Origin of the sequence: Bacillus sp. CD3-5 (assembly GCF_006349665.1) — a bacterium.
GTDB lineage: Bacteria > Bacillota > Bacilli > Bacillales > Bacillaceae_G > Bacillus_A > Bacillus_A paranthracis.
The window spans coordinates 288,985-310,501 of record NZ_VEPX01000001.1; the positions used below are offsets into that span (position 1 = coordinate 288,985).

Annotated in this window: 20 protein-coding genes, 4 pseudogenes and 1 riboswitch; of the genes and pseudogenes, 20 read left to right on the forward strand and 4 right to left on the reverse strand. The window is 36.4% G+C overall.

Annotated features, from left to right (window positions below):
- The first annotated feature begins 98 nt into the window (after nt 1–98).
- Nucleotides 99–848: a class I SAM-dependent methyltransferase gene (locus tag FH036_RS01535; protein WP_000812695.1), complete on the forward strand. Its 750-nt coding sequence runs from the start codon at nt 99–101 to the stop codon at nt 846–848.
- Between the two features lie 100 nt (nt 849–948).
- Nucleotides 949–1,254 carry a monooxygenase gene (locus FH036_RS01540; RefSeq protein ID WP_044793097.1) on the forward strand — a complete coding sequence of 102 codons (306 nt, stop codon included), beginning with the start codon at nt 949–951 and terminating at the stop codon, nt 1,252–1,254.
- Nucleotides 1,255–1,388: 134 nt separating this feature from the next.
- Here FH036_RS01540 and FH036_RS01545 read toward each other — a convergent pair.
- A pseudogene (locus FH036_RS01545) lies at nt 1,389–1,646 on the reverse strand (DUF6241 domain-containing protein); the annotation flags it as partial.
- A 77-nt stretch (nt 1,647–1,723) separates the two neighbouring features.
- Between FH036_RS01545 and FH036_RS01550 the strand changes: the two are divergent.
- Nucleotides 1,724–2,056 (forward strand): DUF1904 family protein, encoded by a 333-nt coding sequence (locus FH036_RS01550; RefSeq protein ID WP_001120973.1) that lies wholly within the window; start codon nt 1,724–1,726, stop codon nt 2,054–2,056.
- Nucleotides 2,057–2,108: 52 nt separating this feature from the next.
- Here the strand turns inward: FH036_RS01550 and FH036_RS01555 are convergent.
- Together FH036_RS01555 and FH036_RS01560 are read right to left on the reverse strand one after the other, a co-directional pair.
- Nucleotides 2,109–2,430 (reverse strand): annotated as a pseudogene (locus FH036_RS01555) (hypothetical protein).
- Nucleotides 2,431–2,501: 71 nt separating this feature from the next.
- Nucleotides 2,502–2,894 carry a VOC family protein gene (locus FH036_RS01560; RefSeq protein ID WP_001145274.1) on the reverse strand — a complete coding sequence of 131 codons (393 nt, stop codon included), beginning with the start codon at nt 2,892–2,894 and terminating at the stop codon, nt 2,502–2,504.
- Nucleotides 2,895–3,005: 111 nt separating this feature from the next.
- Between FH036_RS01560 and FH036_RS01565 the strand changes: the two genes are divergently transcribed.
- The 10 genes and pseudogenes from FH036_RS01565 to FH036_RS01610 form a co-directional block, all read left to right on the forward strand.
- Nucleotides 3,006–5,315, forward strand: a complete 2,310-nt coding sequence (locus tag FH036_RS01565; RefSeq protein ID WP_044793094.1) for an AAA domain-containing protein — start codon at nt 3,006–3,008, stop codon at nt 5,313–5,315.
- 75 nt (nt 5,316–5,390) lie between these two features.
- Nucleotides 5,391–5,492: riboswitch (SAM riboswitch) on the forward strand.
- A gap of 88 nt (nt 5,493–5,580) precedes the next feature.
- Nucleotides 5,581–6,786: a M20 family metallopeptidase gene (locus FH036_RS01570; protein WP_044793093.1), complete on the forward strand. Its 1,206-nt coding sequence runs from the start codon at nt 5,581–5,583 to the stop codon at nt 6,784–6,786.
- A gap of 524 nt (nt 6,787–7,310) precedes the next feature.
- Nucleotides 7,311–9,011 (forward strand): molecular chaperone HscC, encoded by a 1,701-nt coding sequence (hscC, locus tag FH036_RS01575; RefSeq protein ID WP_000974594.1) that lies wholly within the window; start codon nt 7,311–7,313, stop codon nt 9,009–9,011.
- Nucleotides 9,011–10,291 (forward strand): J domain-containing protein, encoded by a 1,281-nt coding sequence (locus FH036_RS01580; protein ID WP_000029679.1) that lies wholly within the window; start codon nt 9,011–9,013, stop codon nt 10,289–10,291. The genes hscC and FH036_RS01580 overlap by 1 nt, the downstream gene beginning before the upstream one ends.
- A gap of 12 nt (nt 10,292–10,303) precedes the next feature.
- Complete coding sequence (locus FH036_RS01585) at nt 10,304–10,981, forward strand: DUF1266 domain-containing protein (protein WP_000498142.1); 678 nt, start codon at nt 10,304–10,306, stop codon at nt 10,979–10,981.
- A gap of 543 nt (nt 10,982–11,524) precedes the next feature.
- On the forward strand, nt 11,525–11,830 hold the full coding sequence (gene arsR / locus FH036_RS01590; protein ID WP_000068188.1) for an arsenical resistance operon transcriptional regulator ArsR: 306 nt from the start codon (nt 11,525–11,527) through the stop codon (nt 11,828–11,830).
- A 60-nt stretch (nt 11,831–11,890) separates the two neighbouring features.
- Nucleotides 11,891–12,328: an ArsI/CadI family heavy metal resistance metalloenzyme gene (locus FH036_RS01595; protein ID WP_139895204.1), complete on the forward strand. Its 438-nt coding sequence runs from the start codon at nt 11,891–11,893 to the stop codon at nt 12,326–12,328.
- An 18-nt stretch (nt 12,329–12,346) separates the two neighbouring features.
- Nucleotides 12,347–13,387, forward strand: a complete 1,041-nt coding sequence (gene arsB / locus FH036_RS01600) for an ACR3 family arsenite efflux transporter (RefSeq protein ID WP_044793085.1) — start codon at nt 12,347–12,349, stop codon at nt 13,385–13,387.
- A gap of 25 nt (nt 13,388–13,412) precedes the next feature.
- Complete coding sequence (arsC, locus tag FH036_RS01605) at nt 13,413–13,817, forward strand: arsenate reductase (thioredoxin) (RefSeq protein WP_044793084.1); 405 nt, start codon at nt 13,413–13,415, stop codon at nt 13,815–13,817.
- Nucleotides 13,818–13,985: 168 nt separating this feature from the next.
- Nucleotides 13,986–14,147, forward strand: a pseudogene (locus tag FH036_RS01610) (IS3-like element ISBt2 family transposase); the annotation flags it as partial.
- Nucleotides 14,148–14,231: 84 nt separating this feature from the next.
- On the opposite strand, the gene FH036_RS01615 reads toward FH036_RS01610, so the two are convergent.
- Nucleotides 14,232–14,777, reverse strand: coding sequence for a dihydrofolate reductase family protein (locus FH036_RS01615; RefSeq protein WP_044793082.1), 546 nt, complete (start codon nt 14,775–14,777; stop codon nt 14,232–14,234).
- Nucleotides 14,778–15,125: 348 nt separating this feature from the next.
- On the opposite strand from FH036_RS01615, the gene FH036_RS01620 reads away from it, so the two are divergent.
- From FH036_RS01620 to FH036_RS01650, 7 genes and pseudogenes are all read left to right on the forward strand, one after another.
- Nucleotides 15,126–15,635, forward strand: a complete 510-nt coding sequence (locus tag FH036_RS01620; protein ID WP_139895205.1) for a DinB family protein — start codon at nt 15,126–15,128, stop codon at nt 15,633–15,635.
- Nucleotides 15,636–15,744: 109 nt separating this feature from the next.
- A pseudogene (locus tag FH036_RS01625) lies at nt 15,745–16,023 on the forward strand (arsenate reductase/protein-tyrosine-phosphatase family protein); the annotation flags it as partial.
- 322 nt (nt 16,024–16,345) lie between these two features.
- Complete coding sequence (locus FH036_RS01630; RefSeq protein ID WP_139895206.1) at nt 16,346–17,356, forward strand: LacI family DNA-binding transcriptional regulator; 1,011 nt, start codon at nt 16,346–16,348, stop codon at nt 17,354–17,356.
- 41 nt (nt 17,357–17,397) lie between these two features.
- Nucleotides 17,398–17,829, forward strand: coding sequence for an RbsD/FucU family protein (locus FH036_RS01635; protein WP_138321640.1), 432 nt, complete (start codon nt 17,398–17,400; stop codon nt 17,827–17,829).
- Nucleotides 17,830–17,883: 54 nt separating this feature from the next.
- The gene (locus FH036_RS01640) at nt 17,884–19,389 is read left to right on the forward strand and encodes a sugar ABC transporter ATP-binding protein (protein WP_139895207.1); all 1,506 of its coding nucleotides are present in this window, start codon (nt 17,884–17,886) and stop codon (nt 19,387–19,389) included.
- Nucleotides 19,390–19,423: 34 nt separating this feature from the next.
- Nucleotides 19,424–20,428, forward strand: a complete 1,005-nt coding sequence (locus tag FH036_RS01645) for an ABC transporter permease (protein WP_180358367.1) — start codon at nt 19,424–19,426, stop codon at nt 20,426–20,428.
- Between the two features lie 47 nt (nt 20,429–20,475).
- The gene (locus FH036_RS01650; protein ID WP_000709393.1) at nt 20,476–21,471 is read left to right on the forward strand and encodes an ABC transporter substrate-binding protein; all 996 of its coding nucleotides are present in this window, start codon (nt 20,476–20,478) and stop codon (nt 21,469–21,471) included.
- Nucleotides 21,472–21,517 lie beyond the last annotated feature (46 nt).

Here is a 21,517-nt window from a genome sequence, read left to right on the forward strand (position 1 = left end):
CTATAATAAAAGGATGACAAAATTTTTATGGTTAGTATGATAATTTGGAAACAGAAGTCAGCTTAATCTATGAAAAACTTATCAGAGGAGTGATGTAAGTGAAACAAAATGTTTACGATAATCCGAATTTCTTCAAAAACTATACAGCGTTGCGTGAAAGTGGAATAAACGCTAATGACTTCATAGAACAGCCAGCAATCAAATCATTAATTCTGTGTTTGAAAGGAAAATCGGTATTAGACTTGGGTTGCGGTGATGGTCATTTTTCAAAGTATTGTATAGAAAATGGTGCAAAAAACGTAGTAGGTGTAGACATATCCAAAAATATGATTGAACGTGCTAAAAAGTTAAATCAGGATGATAACATAGAATTTATGTGTCTTCCTATGGAGGATATGGGACTAACCAATCAAAAGTTTGATCTGATTATAAGTTCCCTCTCTATACATTACATTGAAGATTACTCGGCAATGATTCAAAAGATTAATGAACTATTAAAAAGCAGTGGTGAATTTATCTTTTCAACCGAACACCCAATAGCAACAGCTCGCAAAGGGAGCAACCATTGGATAAAAAATGAGGATGGTAATAAATCACACTGGGCATTAGATAATTATCAAGAAGAAGGAATCAGAGTACACAACTGGTTTGTTGACGATAGTGTGGTTATTTATCATCGAACAGTTGCCACATTAATAAATACTTTAATTGAACACGGGTTTTCGCTGGATAAAATAATCGAACCACAATCAACTTTGGCAGGGATAGAGAAAATGCCAGATTTAATAAACGAATCGCGAAGGCCATCTTTTATTATAATCAAGTCAAAAAAACAAAATAATATTTAAAAATATCTACCGCAATCTGGGAGATTTTATTGAATTATGAAAACAGCCGTTAAACTGTATGCATTCGAATTGAAAATATTGAACATAGGAGTGAGTGAAGATGGCATATGTATTACAAGTTGATTTTCCATTTGAAGGTCCTTATGGTGAAGAAATGGAAAAAGCATTTTTGGATTTAGCCAAAAGTATTAATGAAGAAGAAGGATTTCATTGGAAAATATGGACGGAGAATGAAGAAACGAATGAGGCTGGAGGTATCTATGTATTTGAAGAAAAACAAGATGCTGAAAAATACGCAGAAATGCACAAAAACAGACTTCAAACATTTGGTGTTAAAGATATTAGAGTAAGAATTTTTGCCATCAATGAAAAGCTAACGAAACTGAATCGTGGTTATAGTAAATAATAAGGGACACAGAATTCAAAAAAGAAGGGGATAAGCCCTTCTTTTTTTGAATTGATGCTACAGAAAGAATAGCGTTTTTTTAATTATAGGAGCATTTCTATTTGATAGTTTAATACCGATGTGACAATACCTCATTATTGTTTTTCAGACTTCCCTTGTTCTAGAATGTATGCTTCTTCTTGTTCCGATGTCGCTAATTCGTATGCTTGACCAGTGCTGTTATTATCCAATTCCCATAATAAATTATGCTCCTCAACGGATTGAGAGAAATCGCCTTCATACCAACGAACCAAAATCTTGAGGTACTGTTCTTTATGTTGTAAGATTCCACTATTACTTTCATCAATTACTCGACGTACTGCTTCGATGTTTTCTGGAGTCATTGAAATGTACGAATAGATGTTAGTGCAGCAAAATAAATTGTGTTATGATATGAGGAAATATAAAGCTATGTAACGGAGGGAATAACATGCCGCATGTTGTGTTTCGTGGAATTACTACTGAACAATTAAAGAGCATAAGCAAGCCATTAGTAGAAGAGCTCGCAGAAATCTGTGAGTGTGGTACGGATAATTTCACCTTGGAACTACCAAGTTCTACGTTTGTATTCAATGGAGAAGAGATAGAAGCGTTTCCTCTTATTGAAGTGAAATGGTTCGAGCGTGGACAGGAAATTCGTGATCGATTTGCCAAGGCCATTACTACATATGTAATGGATTTTGGACTTCCAGAAGTAGAGGTTGTATTTACGGTTTTCACAGAATCAGCGTATTATATTAACGGAAAGCATTGTGCAAGTTAGAGCTATTGGAAAGATTTTTATAACATGAAGAAAAGAAATAGGAGAGAATATCCTATTTCTTTTTATTTCTATAAAAAAATATAACTGTTAAATCTAAAGTAATGATAATAATTAGAAGAAATACTTCTATAAGTGCATCAGTTTTCCCATGTTGCAAAGACTTTATAAAGAAATCCCATTCTGTTTCATAGGGGAGGTTCTACCCAATTTCGTTGCAGTCCTAACATCATTCCATTTATGAAATAGACAATGCTTAATAGAATCCTTCCAACAAATAAAGCAGCTACTTTTATATTCCACTTCTTTATGAGGATTATATAAAGAAGTGGAAATAGTATAAGTGCCCAAAAAACGATAATAAAAACTGTATTCATCAGTTTCTACTCCTTTTGTGGATAATAAAGTTATGATCCCCCGCTATTTGTGGGTTGATTAAAGTTTTACTTTATCTCTCCGTCTCAAAAAACTCAATCCATTCTCCGTCAGGACCAGCGAAGAATATGTAACGTGTTCCATCTGGTAATGTTTCAATTTCTTCTCCTAGTAAAAAGGTTACTTTTTGTTTCTTTAGTCTTTCGATCTCATCCTCTAATGAATCCACTTTAAAGCAAATGTGATGTACTTTTCCTTCTGCCGGAAGGGAAGAGTTATAGCCCTCAATTAATTCGAGTATCGTCTCTTTTGATTCTTCCACACCTAAAAAAGCGAGTTTTAAGTCTGGATTCGGGTGTCCCATTCTCTTAATGAGCTGTAAGCCAACTACTTCTTCATAAAATGCGATAGATGTTTCTAAGTTTGCAACCATAAGTCCGACGTGTTCGATTCTTCTAACTGGCATGTAGATTCCTTCTTTCTGAAAATTATATACAATATATTATTGAAAATTAAGAAAATAAGCAAGATAAAAACCTTACAAATTTTAGCGTGTTATATGGTATAGTGAGAAAGTATGTTTGGGGAGAAGGAAGGAGATTATACGATGAATACACCTACTCAAACTCCTTCATTATCGGAAACGATGAAAGAGTGGCATTATGCATTAGCGTATGAAATTAAACATTGGAAAACGATAGGTGGTAGTAAAATTTCTATCATGAATGGTCGTTTTTTATATACAGATTATGAAAGTACAGTATACGTATTTCAGCTTATTTCGGAAGTAAGCTTACCGGAAGGTTCACCGATTCGAATTGAGTTTGATGGTGAGGAAGCGACCGGAGAAGTATTATCTGTACATGGATTAGAAATAGAATTGAAATTAAATGATTATATACAAGGTGAGATACGAGAAGCGGTTTTATATAGTGAACCGTGGCAATTGTTAGAGCAACTACAAGAGCGATTAAAAGAAGCACGTAAAGATAAGCTAAAACGTAATCGTATAAAGCGTCTTGTTGATGGGACGAGCAGTCCGAAACATATTGAAAAGATGAAAAATCCGAAAAATGAATTGGCGTATCGCTCGTTTTATAATCCGACAACGTACGTATGGGGACCGCCTGGAACAGGGAAGTCTTACAACTTATCACGTATTATTTCGGCGCATTATCAAAAAGGAAAATCGGTACTTGTATTAGCTCATAGTAATGCGGCAGTAGACGTATTAATGAGCGAAGTAACGAAGCAAATTGAAAAGAAAAAGAAATGGACGCCTGGTGAAATTGTTCGTTACGGTTATAGTCAACATGAACATATACGAAATCATGAAACGTTACTTGCATCGAAATTAGTTGAAACGACGAACGGATCTTGGGGAGAAGAGAGACTCTATTTAGAAGAGACACGCCAAGAGCTTCGTGAAAAGATTTTATCATATAAAGCGACGTCTGCTGATAAGAAGCGTATACAAGAGATTGAAAGTGATCTTCGAAAGCAAAAAGCGAAAATTAAAGAAGTAGAAAAAGAATACATTGAAAATGCGAAAGTAATCGGCGCAACTTTATCGAAATGTGCCATTGATTCACTTATTTATGAGCGTACATTTGATTTAGTTGTTGTAGATGAAGTAAGTATGGCATATGTTCCGCAAATTGCATTAGCTGCTTCACTTGGAAAACGTATCGTCGTATGTGGTGATTTTTTACAGTTACCTCCAATTGCGATGGCGAACCATGAACTCGTTCGAAAATGGCTTGGGGAAGATATGTTTTACCATGCCGGGATTGTTGAGTCTGTTAATAAATCAGAAGCACACCCGAACCTGTTTATGCTGCAGGAACAAAGACGTATGCATGCGGATATATCTAAGTTTACAAACTCGTTTATTTATAAAAATAGAGTATACGATCATCCGTCTGTTTCAGAGCGTAAAGAACTTGCGCAATTGCAGCCGTTCGCAAATGAGGCGAGTGTTTTATTTGATACGAGCTTAATGGGAGCATTTTCGTTAAAAGACGCTGCTTCAGGGTCTCGTTTTAATATTATGTCTGGTTTAGTAGCGATGCAAATGATGTTAATCGGACTGTTAGATGGTGTGCAATCCATTGGTGTTGTGACGCCTTACAGAGCGCAGTCTCGCTTTTTATCAACGTGTATTAGAGAAATGTTGCAGAGAACGAAATATCAAAACATACCTGTTTTAGCAGCGACAGTTCATAAGTTCCAAGGATCTGAAAGAGATATGATGATTTTTGATACAGTAGATAGTTATCCGCAAGAACGACCTGGCGTTTTATTCTTTGACCATAAAAACCATCGTCTCGTCAACGTTGCTGTGACAAGGGCGAGAGGGAAGTTCATTCAATTATCAGATTGTCATTATATGCGAAAAAACCTTTCTAGAAAACAAGCGTTGTCACAATTAACGGCTCATATAGAACGCCACGGAGATGTGTATGATCGCACGACATCAAGACAATTGTGGGAACGGAAAATATCGAAACGATTACGCTGGTTTATGGAAATGAATCTTGAGGAAACGAAAGGGCTATTAAAAGATATTTTAGCAGCAAAACGAAAAATCATTATTTCGCTTCCAAGTACGAAACAAGTAGATAAACGAGTATGGCAAGCGTTAATGCGCACAAATGCACAAATAACAGTGTATAGTGACGGACCAGTTCCACTGAAAAATGTAAAGTTACAAAGGCAAAATAAAGCATTCCCGTTTATCGTAATCGATGATGAAATCTTTTGGGCAGGGGCACCGCTTACATCTCAAATGATGTTTGAAGGTAGTACGGAATTCCCGTACATATGTGCAAGACTGCAAGCACCTGAGACAATTGGTGTATTAAAAGGATTTTTAGATATTCGGTAAATTCGGATAGGAATTCCTTGACTTTTATTTGAAATGAACTTAGAATGAAAATAATTTAATATAATTTTATGAAAATTCTTATCACGAGAGGTGGAGGGACTGGCCCTACGAAACCTCGGCAGCGGATTCGTTATGAATACTGTGCCAATTCCAGCAAGGTAACTTGAAAGATAAGAAAGAAGCTCATTTTGACTGTATATACAAAAGCCTCTTTCTATCTTTTAGAAAGAGGCTTTTTTACGTGAAAATAAAAGGAGGAAGAAAAATGGGAGCGACAGGAGTAGCGTCACAAAGAAAAATAATTGAAGAGAGTATCGAAAGAAATAAGGAAAAGTACATAGAAACAAGTCATGATATTCATGCGAATCCGGAGATTGGTAACCAAGAGTTTTATGCATCTAGAACGTTAAGTTTATTACTAGGTAGTGCAGGATTTCAGTTGCAGCACAATATAGCTGGACACGAAACAGGATTTATCGCGCGAAAAAGTTCAGGAAAACAAGGACCAGCAATCGCATTTTTAGCGGAGTACGACGCTTTACCAGGACTTGGCCATGCGTGTGGTCACAATTTAATCGGCACAATTAGTGTTGCAGCAGCAATTGCATTATCAGAAACGCTTGAAGAAATTGGCGGGGAAGTTGTCGTATTCGGAACACCAGCTGAAGAAGGAGGACCGAACGGTAGCGCAAAATCGAGTTATGTAAAGGCGGGTTTATTTAAAAACATTGATGCGGCGCTTATGATTCATCCGAGCGGAAAAACAGCAACAACGAGTCCTTCACTAGCAGTCGATCCACTTGATTTTCATTTTTACGGAAAAACAGCTCATGCTGCAGCTTCACCTGAAGAAGGAATTAACGCATTAGATGCGGTGATTCAGCTGTACAACAGTATTAACGCACTTCGCCAACAACTTCCGTCAGATGTGAAGATTCATGGTGTTATTACAGAAGGCGGAAAAGCACCTAACATTATTCCTGACTACGCCGCAGCAAGATTCTTCATCCGTGCAGCGACGCGAAAAAGATGTGCGGAAGTAACAGAAAAAGTAAAAAATATTGCTCAGGGAGCAGCGTTAGCAACAGGCGCAAAAGTGAAAATCCATCAATTCCAAAATGAAATCGATGAACTACTCGTAACAAAAACATTTAATGAAGTCGTAGCCGAAGAACTAGAATTACAAGGTGAAGACGTAAATCGGAAAGAAAGATTTGGCATCGGCTCAACAGATGCAGGAAATGTAAGCCAAGTCGTACCGACCATTCATCCGTACATTAAAATCGGCCCAGATGATTTAATTGCACATACGAATGAATTTAGAGAAGCAGCACGTTCAGAATTAGGAGACAAAGCTCTAATTACATCAGCAAAAGCACTAGCAAATACGGCGTATCGATTAATTACGGAAGAAGGGCTGTTAGAGAAGGTGAAGGAGGAGTTTAGAGAGGCGCAAAGGAATCAGGGGTAGGTGATTGAAGGGAGTGGATGATCCACTCCTTTTTCTCTTAACAATAGCTATGTGTTTTCCAGTAAAACTAGTATTTTTAATCAATTTAATAATTTTTTATAATCGTAAGCCATTTAACATAACAAGAATTGTTCTTCCCATAAAAGCCCGATTGGTGAGGCTGATAATCAGTGGGGGATGAAGAACCTCCTACTGATTAAAGTTTCGCTTTATTTGAAGAATAGTGTAGTTAATAAACAGAAGCATACTAAAAAAGAACATTGACTTTTCAATGATCTTTTTTAGTGCCCTTACGAAGGAGAGATTTTCACTATTAGCGGGCAGCCAATATGAGAACGAAAAATTCTCTTCAAAAAAGAATGGGATAAGGTTGGAGCATACTTATTATAACTTAACGAAGTATTTCATTTAACTAGATTGAAATAGAGTTTCTATATTCTGAAGGTTTGATATTATTAGTTTCTTACATACTTTTCCTATTTATAATGGTATAGTAAAATATAGTAAAAAGAGAGGGGATTAGTATGGCGATAATTGGAATTGATTTAGGGACAACTAATAGTTTAGTAGCAACATGGTCGGAAGATGGTGCAACACTTATTCCAAATGTTTTAGGTGAATTTCTCACACCATCGGTAGTTAGCGTTGATGAAACGGGGGAAGTTTTAGTTGGGCGTATTGCGAAAGAGCGACTAATTACTCATCCACAACTAACAGCAGCAACTTTTAAACGTTTTATAGGAACAGAGAAAAAATATGAGCTGGGTACATATACTTTTTCATCTGAAGAATTATCATCTTTTGTTATTAAATCTTTAAAACAAGACGCAGAAGTGTATTTAAATGAAGAGGTTACCGGTGCTGTAATTAGTGTCCCTGCCTATTTCAATGATACGCAGAGAAAGTCAACGAAACGTGCAGCGGAAATAGCAGGATTAACAGTAGAACGCCTCATTAGTGAACCGACAGCTGCGGCAATTGCTTATGGCTTATACCAAGAACAATCAGAAACAAAATTTCTCGTATTTGATTTAGGTGGAGGCACTTTTGATGTTTCCATTTTGGAATTGTTTGAAGGGATAATGGATGTAAAATCTATTGCGGGTGATAATTATCTTGGTGGTGAAGATTTCACGAAAAGTTTAATGACCTTCTTCTTAGAATCCCATCAACTGGATCCAGAGTCACTTGATTCAAAAACATTATCATTAATTTATACACAAGCAGAACGCTGTAAGCTTGCTTTATGTAATGAGTCAGCTGCAACTATGAATGTTGTGATTCATAATCAAACATATGAAACAAGTATAAATAGGGGTGAATTCGAAAAGATTGTAACGCCGCTACTGTTACGTCTTCGTTATCCGATTGAACGTGCTCTTCGTGATGCTTCGTTAAACCCGAATGATTTAGACGCTGTCATTTTAATTGGTGGAGCGACTCGAATGCCTCTTGTGAAATCTGTTATTTCTAAAATGTTTGGGCGTATGCCTTATGCAAATATAAATCCAGATGAAACAGTTGCTTTAGGTGCTGCAATTCAAGTTGCCTTAAAAGAACGAAATAAGGCTTTAGAAGAAGTGATTTTAACCGATGTCTGTCCATATTCTTTAGGAACAAGTGTTGTTCAAGAATTTGGAGATGGTAAGTCAGAGTCTGGGTACTTCTTCCCTATTATAGAGAGAAATACACCAATTCCTGTAAGTAAGGTGGAGCGACTCTATACAGTAAAGGATAAACAACAATTTATAACTATTGATGTATATCAAGGGGAAAACCGTAAGGTAGTAAATAATTTAAAACTGGGTGAGCTCAAAATTAAGATTCCTCCTGCTCCTGCTGGAAATGAGTCGGTTGATATTCGTTATACATACGACATTAATGGCATTCTTGAAGTTGAGGTAATAAGTACATCAACTGGAGAAAAGAAAAGAACGATCATACAGCAAAACGCTGGAAATCTTACAGATGCAGAAATAGAAAAGAGACTTTTAGAGTTAAGACATATTAAAATTCATCCGAGAGATAGAGAAGAAAATCGACTTCTTCTTGCAAAGTGCGAAAGGCTTTATGAAGAGTTACTTGGTGATGAACGCAAAAAGATTTCTATATTACTGCAACAATTTGAGAGCGTGCTTACAACGCAAAATGATAAAAAGATTAAAGAAGCTTCCAGTATATTAAAAGAACATATTGAAAGTATGGAAAGGTGGGCAAATCGCTAATGAGTATTTGGAATACATTGGAGATTGAACCTACTGACAATATTTCAGTCATTAAAAAAGCTTATGCAAAACTCCTGAAAATACATCATCCAGAAGATGATCCAGAAGGATATCAAAAATTAAGAGAAGCGTTTGACGAGGCAGTGAAAAGTGCGAAAAATATGAAAGATAATCCGTCGATTCAAATAGATGATATGAATGCCCCTGATAGGGAACATGTATTTTCTCCATGGACTGACAGTGATGCGGAAATTGCTACTACTACAATTACTGAGCATCCAGTCTATACATTCATGGAAAGTGTTGAGACGCTTTATGATAATTTCTTTGCACGGATAGAGCAGGGGAATTGGGAGGAAATATTGCGTTCAGATGTGATATGGGATGTTCAATATGCAGCAGCACTACAAGATCAATTAATTGAATTTTTCTTATATCATTATCACTTCCCACATTCGATTTGGGAATTAATCGATCAAGTATTTCGATTCAGCGAGCAAAGAAATGATTTAGTAAATGAATATGGAGAAAATACAATTCAATTTTTATTAGAAAGAATTAGCGGCGAAAAAGAAATGCGTTATGATATTTTTGAAAAAACTGCTGATTTAGATTTTGAGTTGTATTTCTATATACGAGAAGAAATACAAAGGAAACTGATAGCGAATGAATTAGAAGATGTAAAAGAAGAACTGGATCGTGCGTTTGCAATGTATCAAAGGGACCCTGAATTATTACGTATGCAAGGTATTTATTATTTACGTATAGACAATAAGGAGAAGGCATTACAAGCATTTAGCAATATTCTGTTAATTGATAAAGACGACCCAGATGCATTATTATATCGTGCCCGTATTCAGCATAATCTTGGGCAATTTCACGATGCTATCAAAGATTGTGAACATCTTCTTTCTGTCTACCCAGAGCATATGGATGCGATGTTCATGATGACAAAATGCTTAGAAAAAGCGGGAGAAGTAGAGAAAGCTGAAAAAATAGTGCAGGATGCTTTTCAAATAGATAGGAACCATGTTGAGTTTCTATCATATTTCAATTCGTTTTTGGCACAAAGCGGAAAGAAACCAAATAAACCAGGGGTTACAATGGCTTATGTATTTGGTTGGATATTGATGTATATTGGCATGTTTTTAAGACGTACTTGGGTGTATATTTTATTTTTTATTCTTGCTATTATTACGCGATTACCTTTCAAATATATCCTTCTTCTTCCGGTTGTTTGGGAAGCGTGGAAGTTTTATAGACTGAAAATCAAAATGTAAGGAGGAGCTTAGGTGTTCGTTTCAAGAAAGAAAAAACAGGTAAAACAATATTTACGAAGCATGTCTACTATATGTATGGGTACTTATTTTCTTATTCATTATTTTACAAAATATGAATTTACATTTATAAGAGACCGTATACTTGGGAAAAAGTTTTTGAAGAAACAATTACAAAGATTTGATTGTAACGAACCAGCACAATTGAAAGAAATGATTGAGTGGTTATTAACAGAAGGATCACGTCAAGAATTTCAAACGATGTACAATCAATTAACCCCTCTTTCAGAAGCACAGCGAAAGCTATTACTTCCAAGACAATCAAACGATGAAAAAATGTACGTTGTGAATTACTCATTGCACATGTTACCTGATGCTGGGATTGCTGCATTTGATTATGCATGGTGTATTTGTTTAAGTCGAATTGGTAAAAGATTAGGTTATTTATCTAAAAAAGAAGCGGAACATTATATGATACAAGCGGCAAAACTTGCTCAAAACTCCTATTCAGATTGGCATGAGTACTTTCTTGCTTTTCATATCGGTAGTCACTTTAATAAATTGGACATAGAGTTCATAAGCAAAGATAAATACAATATTTTTTACACACTAGGTATGTTTAGAGTTAAAGATTCTTATGTGCATACAATTGCATGGAAAAATGACCTCCTTACAGATATGAGGGAAGGATAATGTTTGAGAGGAAAGCCTTACAATTGGACTGTATGATATTAAGATTGATGATAAATACTACTTCACCAGATGAAGAAGTAGTAATATGGTCGTTTGAAAATCTAAATGTAGTTCCATAACAGTGTTTTATGTTAAAGCAATAGAGAAATGAGAAGGTGTTTCAAAGAGTCTTCGGTTAGAGTTGATACTTCTTATTTCGTATAAAAATAGTACGTTATCCTATTTACGAGAACCATAGTAAGGATAACGTACTATTTTTTCTATTATGTAAATACATTCAGATACAATGATTTGATTGTTAAGGAACTACAAGTATATTATCTACAAGATAGGAAAAGAGGGGACTGAGATAATAGAAGGATGAAGCGTTTAATAGAAAGCAGTTCATCTCCATTTACTATTCGATAACTTTTAAATTTTGTTATGGGAAAGAAGGGAATGTTATATTAATCAAAAAAACTTGATTAATAAGTTGCATAAAGACTGAATCAACGTATATACTATAAATATCAAAAAAAATTGATGAAGGGAGAGTGAACTACAGTGGCGCAAAATTTCCAGCTCTATGAGAAAAAATTCAAAGCATTAGCGGATCAAAAGCGTTTAGAAATCATGTATGAACTTTGTCAGCGAGGCCAAACGTGTGTATGTGATTTAACAGAGATTTTTGAAATGACACAATCTAAGTTGTCCTATCATTTAAAGATTTTATTAGATGCAGGTTTGATTGTAAAAGAAACAAAAGGTACGTGGAGTTATTATGATTTAAATGATGCGGAAGTGAATAATTTATTATCAGAAGAATTGTGCTGTATCTTTAGAAAAACAGGGAAAGGTAGTTGCTGTTAAAATTTTGAGTTATTAATCAAAAAAACTTGATTAATGATATGTAAAGAGGAGGAATAAGGTATGATATATGTTCACGTCGGTATAAACGTTACGAATTTAGAGAAGTCTATTGAATTTTATGAAAAAGTATTTGGTGTATCACCAGTTAAAGTGAAAACGGATTATGCAAAATTTTTATTAGAGACGCCAGGACTTAATTTTACGCTGAACGTACGAGATGAAGTGAAGGGAAATCAGGTAAATCATTTCGGTTTCCAAGTGGATACAGCTGAAGAAATTACATTACATAAAGAAAGATTAGAAAAAGAAGGTTTCTTTGCGCGTGATGAAATGGATACGACTTGTTGCTATGCAGTACAAGATAAGTTTTGGATAACAGACCCTGATGGGAATGAGTGGGAATTCTTTTATACGAAAGCACATAGTGATGTTCACAAAATTGAAGAGTCATCATGTTGCACGACTGCAAATGAGGTAGCTAAAAATTCTTGTTGTTAATAGGAGATGGAAAATAAAATGAAACGCTTATCTTTTCTAGACCGATATTTAACACTATGGATTTTTCTAGCGATGGCTGTTGGGATTGGTTTAGGGTTTGTATTCCCTAGTGTAGTAGACGGACTGAATACATTACAAGTTGGAACGACGTCTATTCCACTTGCTGTTGGTTTAATTGTCATGATGTATCCACCATTAGCAAAAGTTCGCTATGAGGAAATGGGCCGAGTATTTAAAGATGTAAAAGTGTTAGTTCTATCTTTAGTACAAAACTGGATTATTGGTCCGGTACTTATGTTTGTGTTAGCAATTATTTTTCTTCCTGATAAACCAGAATATATGGTCGGTCTCATTATGATTGGATTAGCACGTTGCATTGCAATGGTAATTGTTTGGAACGATCTAGCTGATGGTGATAAAGAATATGCGGCAGGTTTAGTCGCTTTTAATTCGGTATTCCAAATGCTCTTTTTCTCGGTTTATGCATACGTATTTGTAACAGTCATTCCAGAATGGTTAGGGATTGAAGGGGCTATTGTTGATATTACAATGATAGAAGTAGCGAAATCAGTATGTATCTATTTAGGAATTCCTTTTATAGCAGGTATGTTGACACGCTTTGTACTCGTTAAGTTAAAAGGAAGACAGTGGTATGAAAAGGTGTTTATACCGAAGATTAGTCCACTTACACTACTTGCATTGCTATTTACAATTATCGTTATGTTCTCTTTAAAAGGAGAGATGATTGTTAGCGTGCCATTAGATGTAGTAAGAATAGCGATTCCGTTATTAATCTATTTTATTGTAATGTTTTTTGTTTCTTTCTTTATGGGAAGAAAAATTGGTGCAAACTATCCGGTAACAACAACGTTAGCATTTACAGCAGGTAGTAATAACTTTGAATTAGCGATTGCTGTAGCAGTTGGTGTGTTTGGTATTCATTCAGGCGCAGCATTTGCTGCTGTGATTGGTCCTTTAGTTGAAGTCCCTGTCATGATTGCACTTGTAAACGTCGCTTTTTGGTTTAAGCGTAAATATTTTAATGACCAACCATTATAATTTAAAAACAAAGGCGGAAAACAACATGGAAAATAAAAAGACAATCTATTTCTTATGTACAGGAAATTCATGCAGAAGCCAAATGGCAGAAGCATGGGGGAAACAATATTTAGGGGAGAAGTGGAATGTGTATTCTGCGGGAATCGAAGCACATGGAGTGAATCCAAACGCAATTAAAGCAATGAACGAAGTAAATATCGACATAACAAATCAAACATCAGATATAATTGATGCAAATATTTTAAATCGTGCTGATTTAGTCGTTACGCTTTGTAGTCATGCGGATTCTGTTTGTCCATCTACTCCGCCGGATGTGCATCGTGTTCATTGGGGATTTGATGATCCAGCAGGAAAAGAATGGTCCGAATTTCAACGTGTTCGTGATGAAATTGGTGAACGTATAAAGCGATTTTCTGAAACAGGTGAGTAAAGTAAAGAGTCAATCTTCTATTGTATAGGGATTGGCTCTTTTTACTATATCGCTTATGTAAATGCATCTTCGGTGTGGTATCTCAAATGCATTCTTTCAGATGGAACATGCGAAAATCTAGTGAAAGTAAGCAGACTTGACCCGAAACTGCTGGATTTGAAGTAGTTTTATACAGCGAAGGAGTTTCAAATATATGCCGTCATGGAAAGCTTCTTTGGTCATTTAAAAAGTGAAGTTTTCTACTCGCAAGAGATAACAAAAGTACCCAACACAACTGTGCGAATTCATGCACACCTAAACCATCTATTCCCTAAAGAATTTAGGGAATAGATGGTTTAGGTGTTTTGATAGGTGTCCCGTTTTCGGGGGGCACTTCAATTTATTCTGATGAGTTTTTTTATAATTTATCAATAATTATTCTTTTTTCTCCGGCTGATAGGAAAGAATAACAACACCTGAATTGGTCGTTCTTGTTTCTATAAGTTTTAATGCTTTTGTATTGCTCTGGTCTTTAAAGAGACGCTTTCCGCTTCCTACGATAACGGGATTGACTATAAAGTGATATTTATCAATGAGGTCATGTTGCATTAATGTTTGTGTAAGATCACTGCTGCCATAGATTAAAAGGTTCTGACCGGGCTGTTCCTTCAGTTTCGATATTTCTTCTACAATATTACCCTTGATAAGATTTGCATTCCATTCGGTTTTTTCCAAAGTTGTTGACGCAACAAATTTAGGCATGCTGTTCATTTTATCAGCAAAACCTTCTTCATCAGTCATAGAAGGCCAGGCAGCTGCAAAACCTTGATAGGTTACTCGCCCTAGTAGAAGAGCTTCACTTTCAAACAGTAAATTGGATTGAAACTTGGCCACTTCTTCATTGAAGTATGGAGCAGTCCAAGCTGGTTCCTCCATGACACCATCTAGTGAGAGGTACATCGATACAATTATTTGTCCCATTTTGTTCTCCTTTAGTTTTAAATTGAGATTTTTACATATTGGTAACACAATTATTAATTCTCCAACTAGAGAAATTCTCCTTTTTTAATAGTTTCGACAAAATATATTTATGTATGTTTCGGAATAATCTAATATATATTCATAACTTTGAAATATTGTATAACTTCTAATTTTTATGCATCATTGATTAGCATTGCTTATTGTGCTAACGAATCAGGATAGTGTGGCGACCGACTAAATAGTTGTTTATCCTCATTTATTTAGAAGGGAAGTTCTATCATTTCGCGAATTAATTAGACATAGACGAGTGCTATAATTTTCTATATCTACATAAAGAGGTGACTACGTATGAATCAAAGACCGTCAGAAGTAGAATATGCCGGGAGCTCCGGCGAATATATCCGTTTGGTGCCGGACGGTAACATCATCGACATTCTGCTCGCCCAGGAAAAGCAAATGACCGAGCTCCTGGCATCGTTGACCGAAAGCCAGGCTGCATATCGGTATGCGGAAGGAAAATGGACGCTGAAAGAAGTCGTGGGCCACATTACAGACGCAGAACGCGTCATGACCTACCGCCTGCTCCGGTTCGCAAGAGGGGACCAGACGCCTTTGACCGGTTTCGATCAGGAATTATTCATACCTCCTTTCGGAAGCTGGACAACCGCGCAATTGGCCGAAGACTACCGGGCCGTACGGCAATCAACGATTACATTGCTGCGCGGGCTACCAGCGGAGGCGTGGACCCGTAAGGGCACAGCCAACAACCTAAGCATTACGGCGCGAGCCCTCGCGTACGGCATTGCAGGACACGAGCTTCATCACATGGGGGTTATCCGAAACAGGTACTTGAGTTAATCGTTGACTGAGGCATTTTGAATTGAACTAACGGGTAACTTTAACAAAATAAGGAATACAATTAAACATCCTAAAATATGCAAATTTTTATACATGACTGCTTGCGTATTATGGAGTGAATCCAAATGCTATTAAAGCAATGAACGAAGTAAATATCGACATAACAAATCAAACATCAGATATAATTGATGCAAATATTTTAAATCGTGCTGATTTAGTCGTTACGCTTTGTAGTCATGCGGATTCTGTTTGTCCATCTACTCCGCCGGATGTGCATCGTGTTCATTGGGGATTTGATGATCCAGCAGGAAAAGAGTGGTCCGAATTTCAACGTGTTCGTGATGAAATTGGTGAACGTATAAAGCGATTTTCTGAAATAGGGGAGTAAATAAAGGAAAGAGTCAACTCACTCGAGTAGGCTCTTTTTTTATGTGCTATGAAACTTCAAAATAGAACAATATTGCGTTAGCGGAATATGTAATAAACGCCTATCTAATCACGAAAAAAACGAGTCCATTCACGTTTTTCAGGTTATCTGATGAATAGGTGTATTTTTGTGAAAAAAATGTTTATAAAAAGCCTTGAAATATTCTGAAAATTAAATTATTATTATCCATGTAAACTACTAAGTAATCGTTTACATGGATGAAATAAGGGTTTAAACAAAACTGAAGTAAACGATTTCTTGAAAATTTAGAAAGAGTGATGAAATGGCTAAGTCTACAATTAAAGATGTTGCAATGGAAGCGAATGTGTCTACAGCTACAGTATCTCGTGTGTTAAACGATAGCGGATTTGTAAGTGACGACATTAAAGATCGTGTTCATTTAGCTGTGAAAAAATTGAATTATCAACCAAATGCGATTGCTAGAAGTTTAAAGCAAGATAAAACATACACGATTGGTGTTGTGATTCCAGATATAACAAACCAGTATTACATGACAATTTCAAAGGCGATTGAAGATATTGTACAGCAAAAGGGCTATAACCTTATTTTTTGTAGTAGTCATGAAAATCCTAAAAAAGAGGATAAATTGTTGCAGCTACTGGTGGAACAACGGGTAGATGCGATTGTGTTGGCGACTGCTGGCGGTTGTGAAGAAAGAGTAAGGAGTATTCATCAGGCCGGTGTACCGATTGTTTTAGTTGACCGGACTGTTGAGATTGGGGATTCGAAATTAGATTCGGTTATAGAAAGTAATTTTGAAAGTGCTTATACATTAACGAGCTATCTTTTAAAACAGGGTCATAAATCGATTGGTCTTGTGAATGGATTGTTGAACGTTAGTACAGGTAAAGAGCGCTATGAAGGATTTCAGAAAGCTTTAGAAGAGTTTGGGATTCAAGAAGATGAAAACTATACGTTTAATAGCACTTTCACAAGAGAAGGTGGTATGAAAGCGGTTGATTATTTTCTGAATTTTACTGAGAAACCGTCAGCTATTCTATCTTTGAACAATGAAATGGCATTTGGTGTTCTTCTTGAATTAACGAGGAGGGGTTACTCTGTACCAGAGGACATTGTGATCGCTTCTTTTGGTGATGTGGAGGCAGCACAATTATTACGAGCACCTGGTATTATATCAGTCGCTCACAAACCATATGAAATGGGAGAAAGGGTAGGTGATATATTATTGAAACGTTTAAATAATGAAGAAGGTCCCTTTCATGAAATATTTACACCAAAGTTATTAATAGATGCACAAAGTGTAAGTAGTTGAAACGTATTTTCGTTAAGTTAAAAATCGGAAGGGAGATAAAAATGCTAAAAGGAATACCGAAAATAATTAGTCCAGATTTAATGAAAGTTCTTTTAGAAATGGGGCATGGGGATGAGATTGTTTTAGCGGATGGCAATTTCCCTGCTGCCTCTTGCGGGACGAAGCTCATTCGATGTGAAGGTCATGGGGTTCTTGAAGTATTACAGGCAATTTTGCAATTCTTTCCACTCGATACGTATAGTAATCATTCTGTTTCGTTAATGAAGGTTGTAAAGGGGGATCATGTATCCCCCTCCATTTGGGAAACGTATGATGCGACAATTAAAAAATATGATACTCATTTTGATGGGTTTGAGATGATTGACCGCTTTGTGTTTTATGAGAGGGCAAAGAAGGCGTATGCGATTGTTGCAACGAGTGAAAGTGCTCTCTATGCCAATATGATTTTAAAAAAGGGCGTTGTCACCGATTAACGCCGTAGTTACTATTTGGTGGATTAAAAAATTGATAAGGTTGTAGGTGATAGAATGAGTGAATTGCTACTGAAAATGGATGGAATTGGTAAAGCGTTCCCTGGAGTGCAAGCGCTTTCTAATGTGCAGTTTGAATTGAAAAAAGGCGAAGTTCACGCACTTTTGGGAGAGAATGGAGCCGGAAAATCTACATTAATGAAAATTTTAACAGGGATTTATCAAAGGGATACTGGAACAATTGCATACGAAGGAAGAGAAATCGAGGTTCCCGATACAAAAGCAGCACAAAGACTTGGAATCAGTATAATCCATCAGGAACTTAATTTAGCTCCGCATTTAACAGTTGCCCAAAATATTTTTATAGGAAGAGAACCTAAAGGGCTATTTAATCTTTTTTTGGATGAAAAAGAACTAAATAACAGAGCAAAAAAACTATTTGAAAGGTTAAACATTCATCTAGATCCTAAAGAATTGGTAGGTGATTTGACAGTTGCGAAACAACAAATGGTTGAGATTTCCAAAGCTCTTTCCTTTGATTCGAAAATATTAATTATGGATGAGCCAACCGCAGCTTTAACGGATACGGAAATTGATGCATTGTTTGTTATGATTCGAAAATTACGACAAGATGGTGTGGGAATTGTATATATCTCTCACCGCATGGAGGAGCTTAAGAAAATTACGGACCGTGTATCGATTATGCGAGATGGTACATACGTAGGAACGATGAACACGAAGGATGCAACGATTGAACAAATTATCTCGATGATGGTTGGAAGGAAAATTGATAACAATCAAAAACCAGAAATGAAAGAGAGAACGAGAGAAAAAGTGTTTGAAGTAAAAAATTTAAAGAGAGGGAAAACGATAAAGGATGTAAGCTTTGAACTGTATAAAGGGGAAATCGTTGGCTTTGCTGGATTGATGGGAGCTGGAAGAACAGAAGTAGCCCGTGCTATATTCGGGGCAGATCCACTTGATTCAGGGGAGATTTTTATTAAAGGGAAAAGACAGAATATTAAAAGTCCTTCTGATGCAGTGCAACATGGAATTGGATATTTATCTGAGGATCGAAAGCAGTTTGGACTTCTAGTTGGGATGGATGTCAAAACAAATATTGCAATGGCATCGATGAAAGATTATGTGAAACCTTTTGGCTGGATGCATGTATCTAAAGTGGATCAACAATCTGAGGAATTAATTAAGAGGTTAAAAATAAAAACACCATCAGGTAATCAATTAGTGAAAAATCTTTCAGGAGGGAATCAGCAAAAAGTTGTTATAGGCAAGTGGTTGACTAGAGATTCAGACATTTTAATCTTTGATGAGCCTACTCGTGGTATTGATATTGGGGCAAAAGATGAAATTTATAAGTTACTACACGATTTAGCACAGCAAGGAAAATCTATTATTATGATTTCCTCAGAACTTCCTGAAATTTTAAGAATCAGCCACCGCGTAATTGTTATGTGTGAAGGCAAAATAACAGGAGAATTGAAAAATGATGAAAAAGCATCACAAGAAGCGATTATGACGCTTGCAACAAAACGAATTATGTAATGAATAGTAACGGATGATAAAGGAGTGAACAGGAATGGAAATGCCAAAAGCAGTAGAGTTTCCGGTTGAAGGGAAGATGAGGAAAGGGATGAATTCAAACGCCCTTCAGCAGCTTCTAGCATTTGCAAGTTTAATCGTACTTGTTGTCATTTTTTCAATTGCTTCAGCTAATTTTCTACAATTTGATAACATTATAGGAATCTTTTTATCGACAGCTGTTACAGGCATACTTGCTTTAGGAGCAACGATGATTATCGTTACAAGTGGAATTGATTTATCGTGTGGAACCGTACTGACGTTGTCTTCGGTTATGACAGGTGTTTTTGCTGTCAACTTAGGTTTACCGGTTTGGGTAGCTGTTATAGGAGGCATTTTAATAGGCGCCGTAGTAGGTTTGATTTCGGGAGCTGCGATTGCAAAATTGAAGATTCCGCCATTTATTGCAACGTTAGCGATGATGATGATCGCGAAAGGATTGGCACTTGTTATTTCGAAAGCGACTCCAATCTATTTCACTTCTATACCAAGTTTTAACAAAATTGCGATGGGTTCTATTATTCCTGGGTTTGCTATTCCGAATGCTGTTTTCATCTTTTTTGGAATGGCTATTTTCGCAAGCTTAATTTTAAATAAAACGATTATCGGAAGGTATACATTTGCACTAGGAAGCAATGAAGAAGCAACTAGGCTTTCAGGAGTTAATGTTGATAAGTGGAAAATAATTATCTACATGCTTGCAGGTGTTTTTACTGGTGTTGCAGGGATCATAATGGCATCTCGTCTAAATTCTGCCCAGCCAGCTTTAGGAGCGGGATATGAATTGGAAGCAATCGCAGCAGTCGTTATCGGAGGAACTTCTTTAAGTGGTGGTAAAGGAACAATTCTTGGTACTGTTATCGGTGCATTGATTATGAGTGTGTTAACAAATGGTCTTCAAATCCTTTCCGTACCGCAAGAGTGGCAAACAGTAGTTGTTGGAGCGGTTATCTTATTGGCAGTTTACGCAGATGTGTTACGAAACAAAAAAGCAAAGAATTAACTGCGATACTGTTTTTAAAATAAAACAATATATAGGGGGAGTTTTGGATGAAGAAAGCAAAAAAGGGCATCGTTTTATCATCAATTCTTGCAATTTCAATGTTTATGGGAGCGTGTTCTTCAAACAATGCAAGCACGGGAAGTAAGGATAGTGATGCTCCTGCAAAAGATGACGGGAAACGTTATGTGGCTATCATTTCAAAAGGGTTCCAGCATCAGTTCTGGCAGGCTGTTAAAAAAGGAGCTGAGCAAGCAGCAGATGAATATAAGGTGAATATTACATTTGTAGGTCCTGAAACGGAAGCGCAGGTTGATAAGCAAGTTGAAATGCTCCGTAGCACACTTGATAAAAAACCAGATGCGATTGGTTTTGCGGCATTAGATTCTAAGGCTGCTCTTCCATTATTAGAACAAGCAAAAAACAAAAAAATTCCGGTTGTTGCGTTTGACTCAGGTGTTGAGGGAGATATACCTGTGGCAACAGCAGCAACAGATAATAAAGCGGCGGCAGCTCTTGCAGCTGAGAAAATGGCTGGATTAATTGGTGAAAAAGGAGAAGTAGCAGTAGTTGCTCACGACCAGACAAGTAAAACAGGTGTTGAACGACGAGATGGCTTTGTAAATACAATCAAATCAAAGTATCCGAACATTAAACTTGTCGATATTCAATATGGTAGCGGCGATCAATTAAAATCGACTGACGCTGCTAAGGCAATTATGCAAGCGCACCCAAATGTAAAAGGTATTTTCGGTACAAATGAAGGTTCTGCGATAGGGGTAGTAAATGCTGTTAAAGAATTGAACAAAAAGAGTGTAGTAGTAGTTGGCTTTGACTCTGGAAAACTACAAATTGATGCGATTAAGAGCGGAGTAATGGCAGGTGCGATTACGCAAAATCCAATTGGAATCGGTTATGAAACTGTGAAAGCAGCTGTTGAGAATCTAGATGGCAAACAAGTATCCAAAACAATTGACACTGGTTTCTATTGGTACGATAAAAAGAACATTGATGATCCAAAGATTAAGGAAGTGCTATATCAATAAAATTTAAATCGAAATTAGCGGTGCAAATAAATGAGAAACTGAGGTG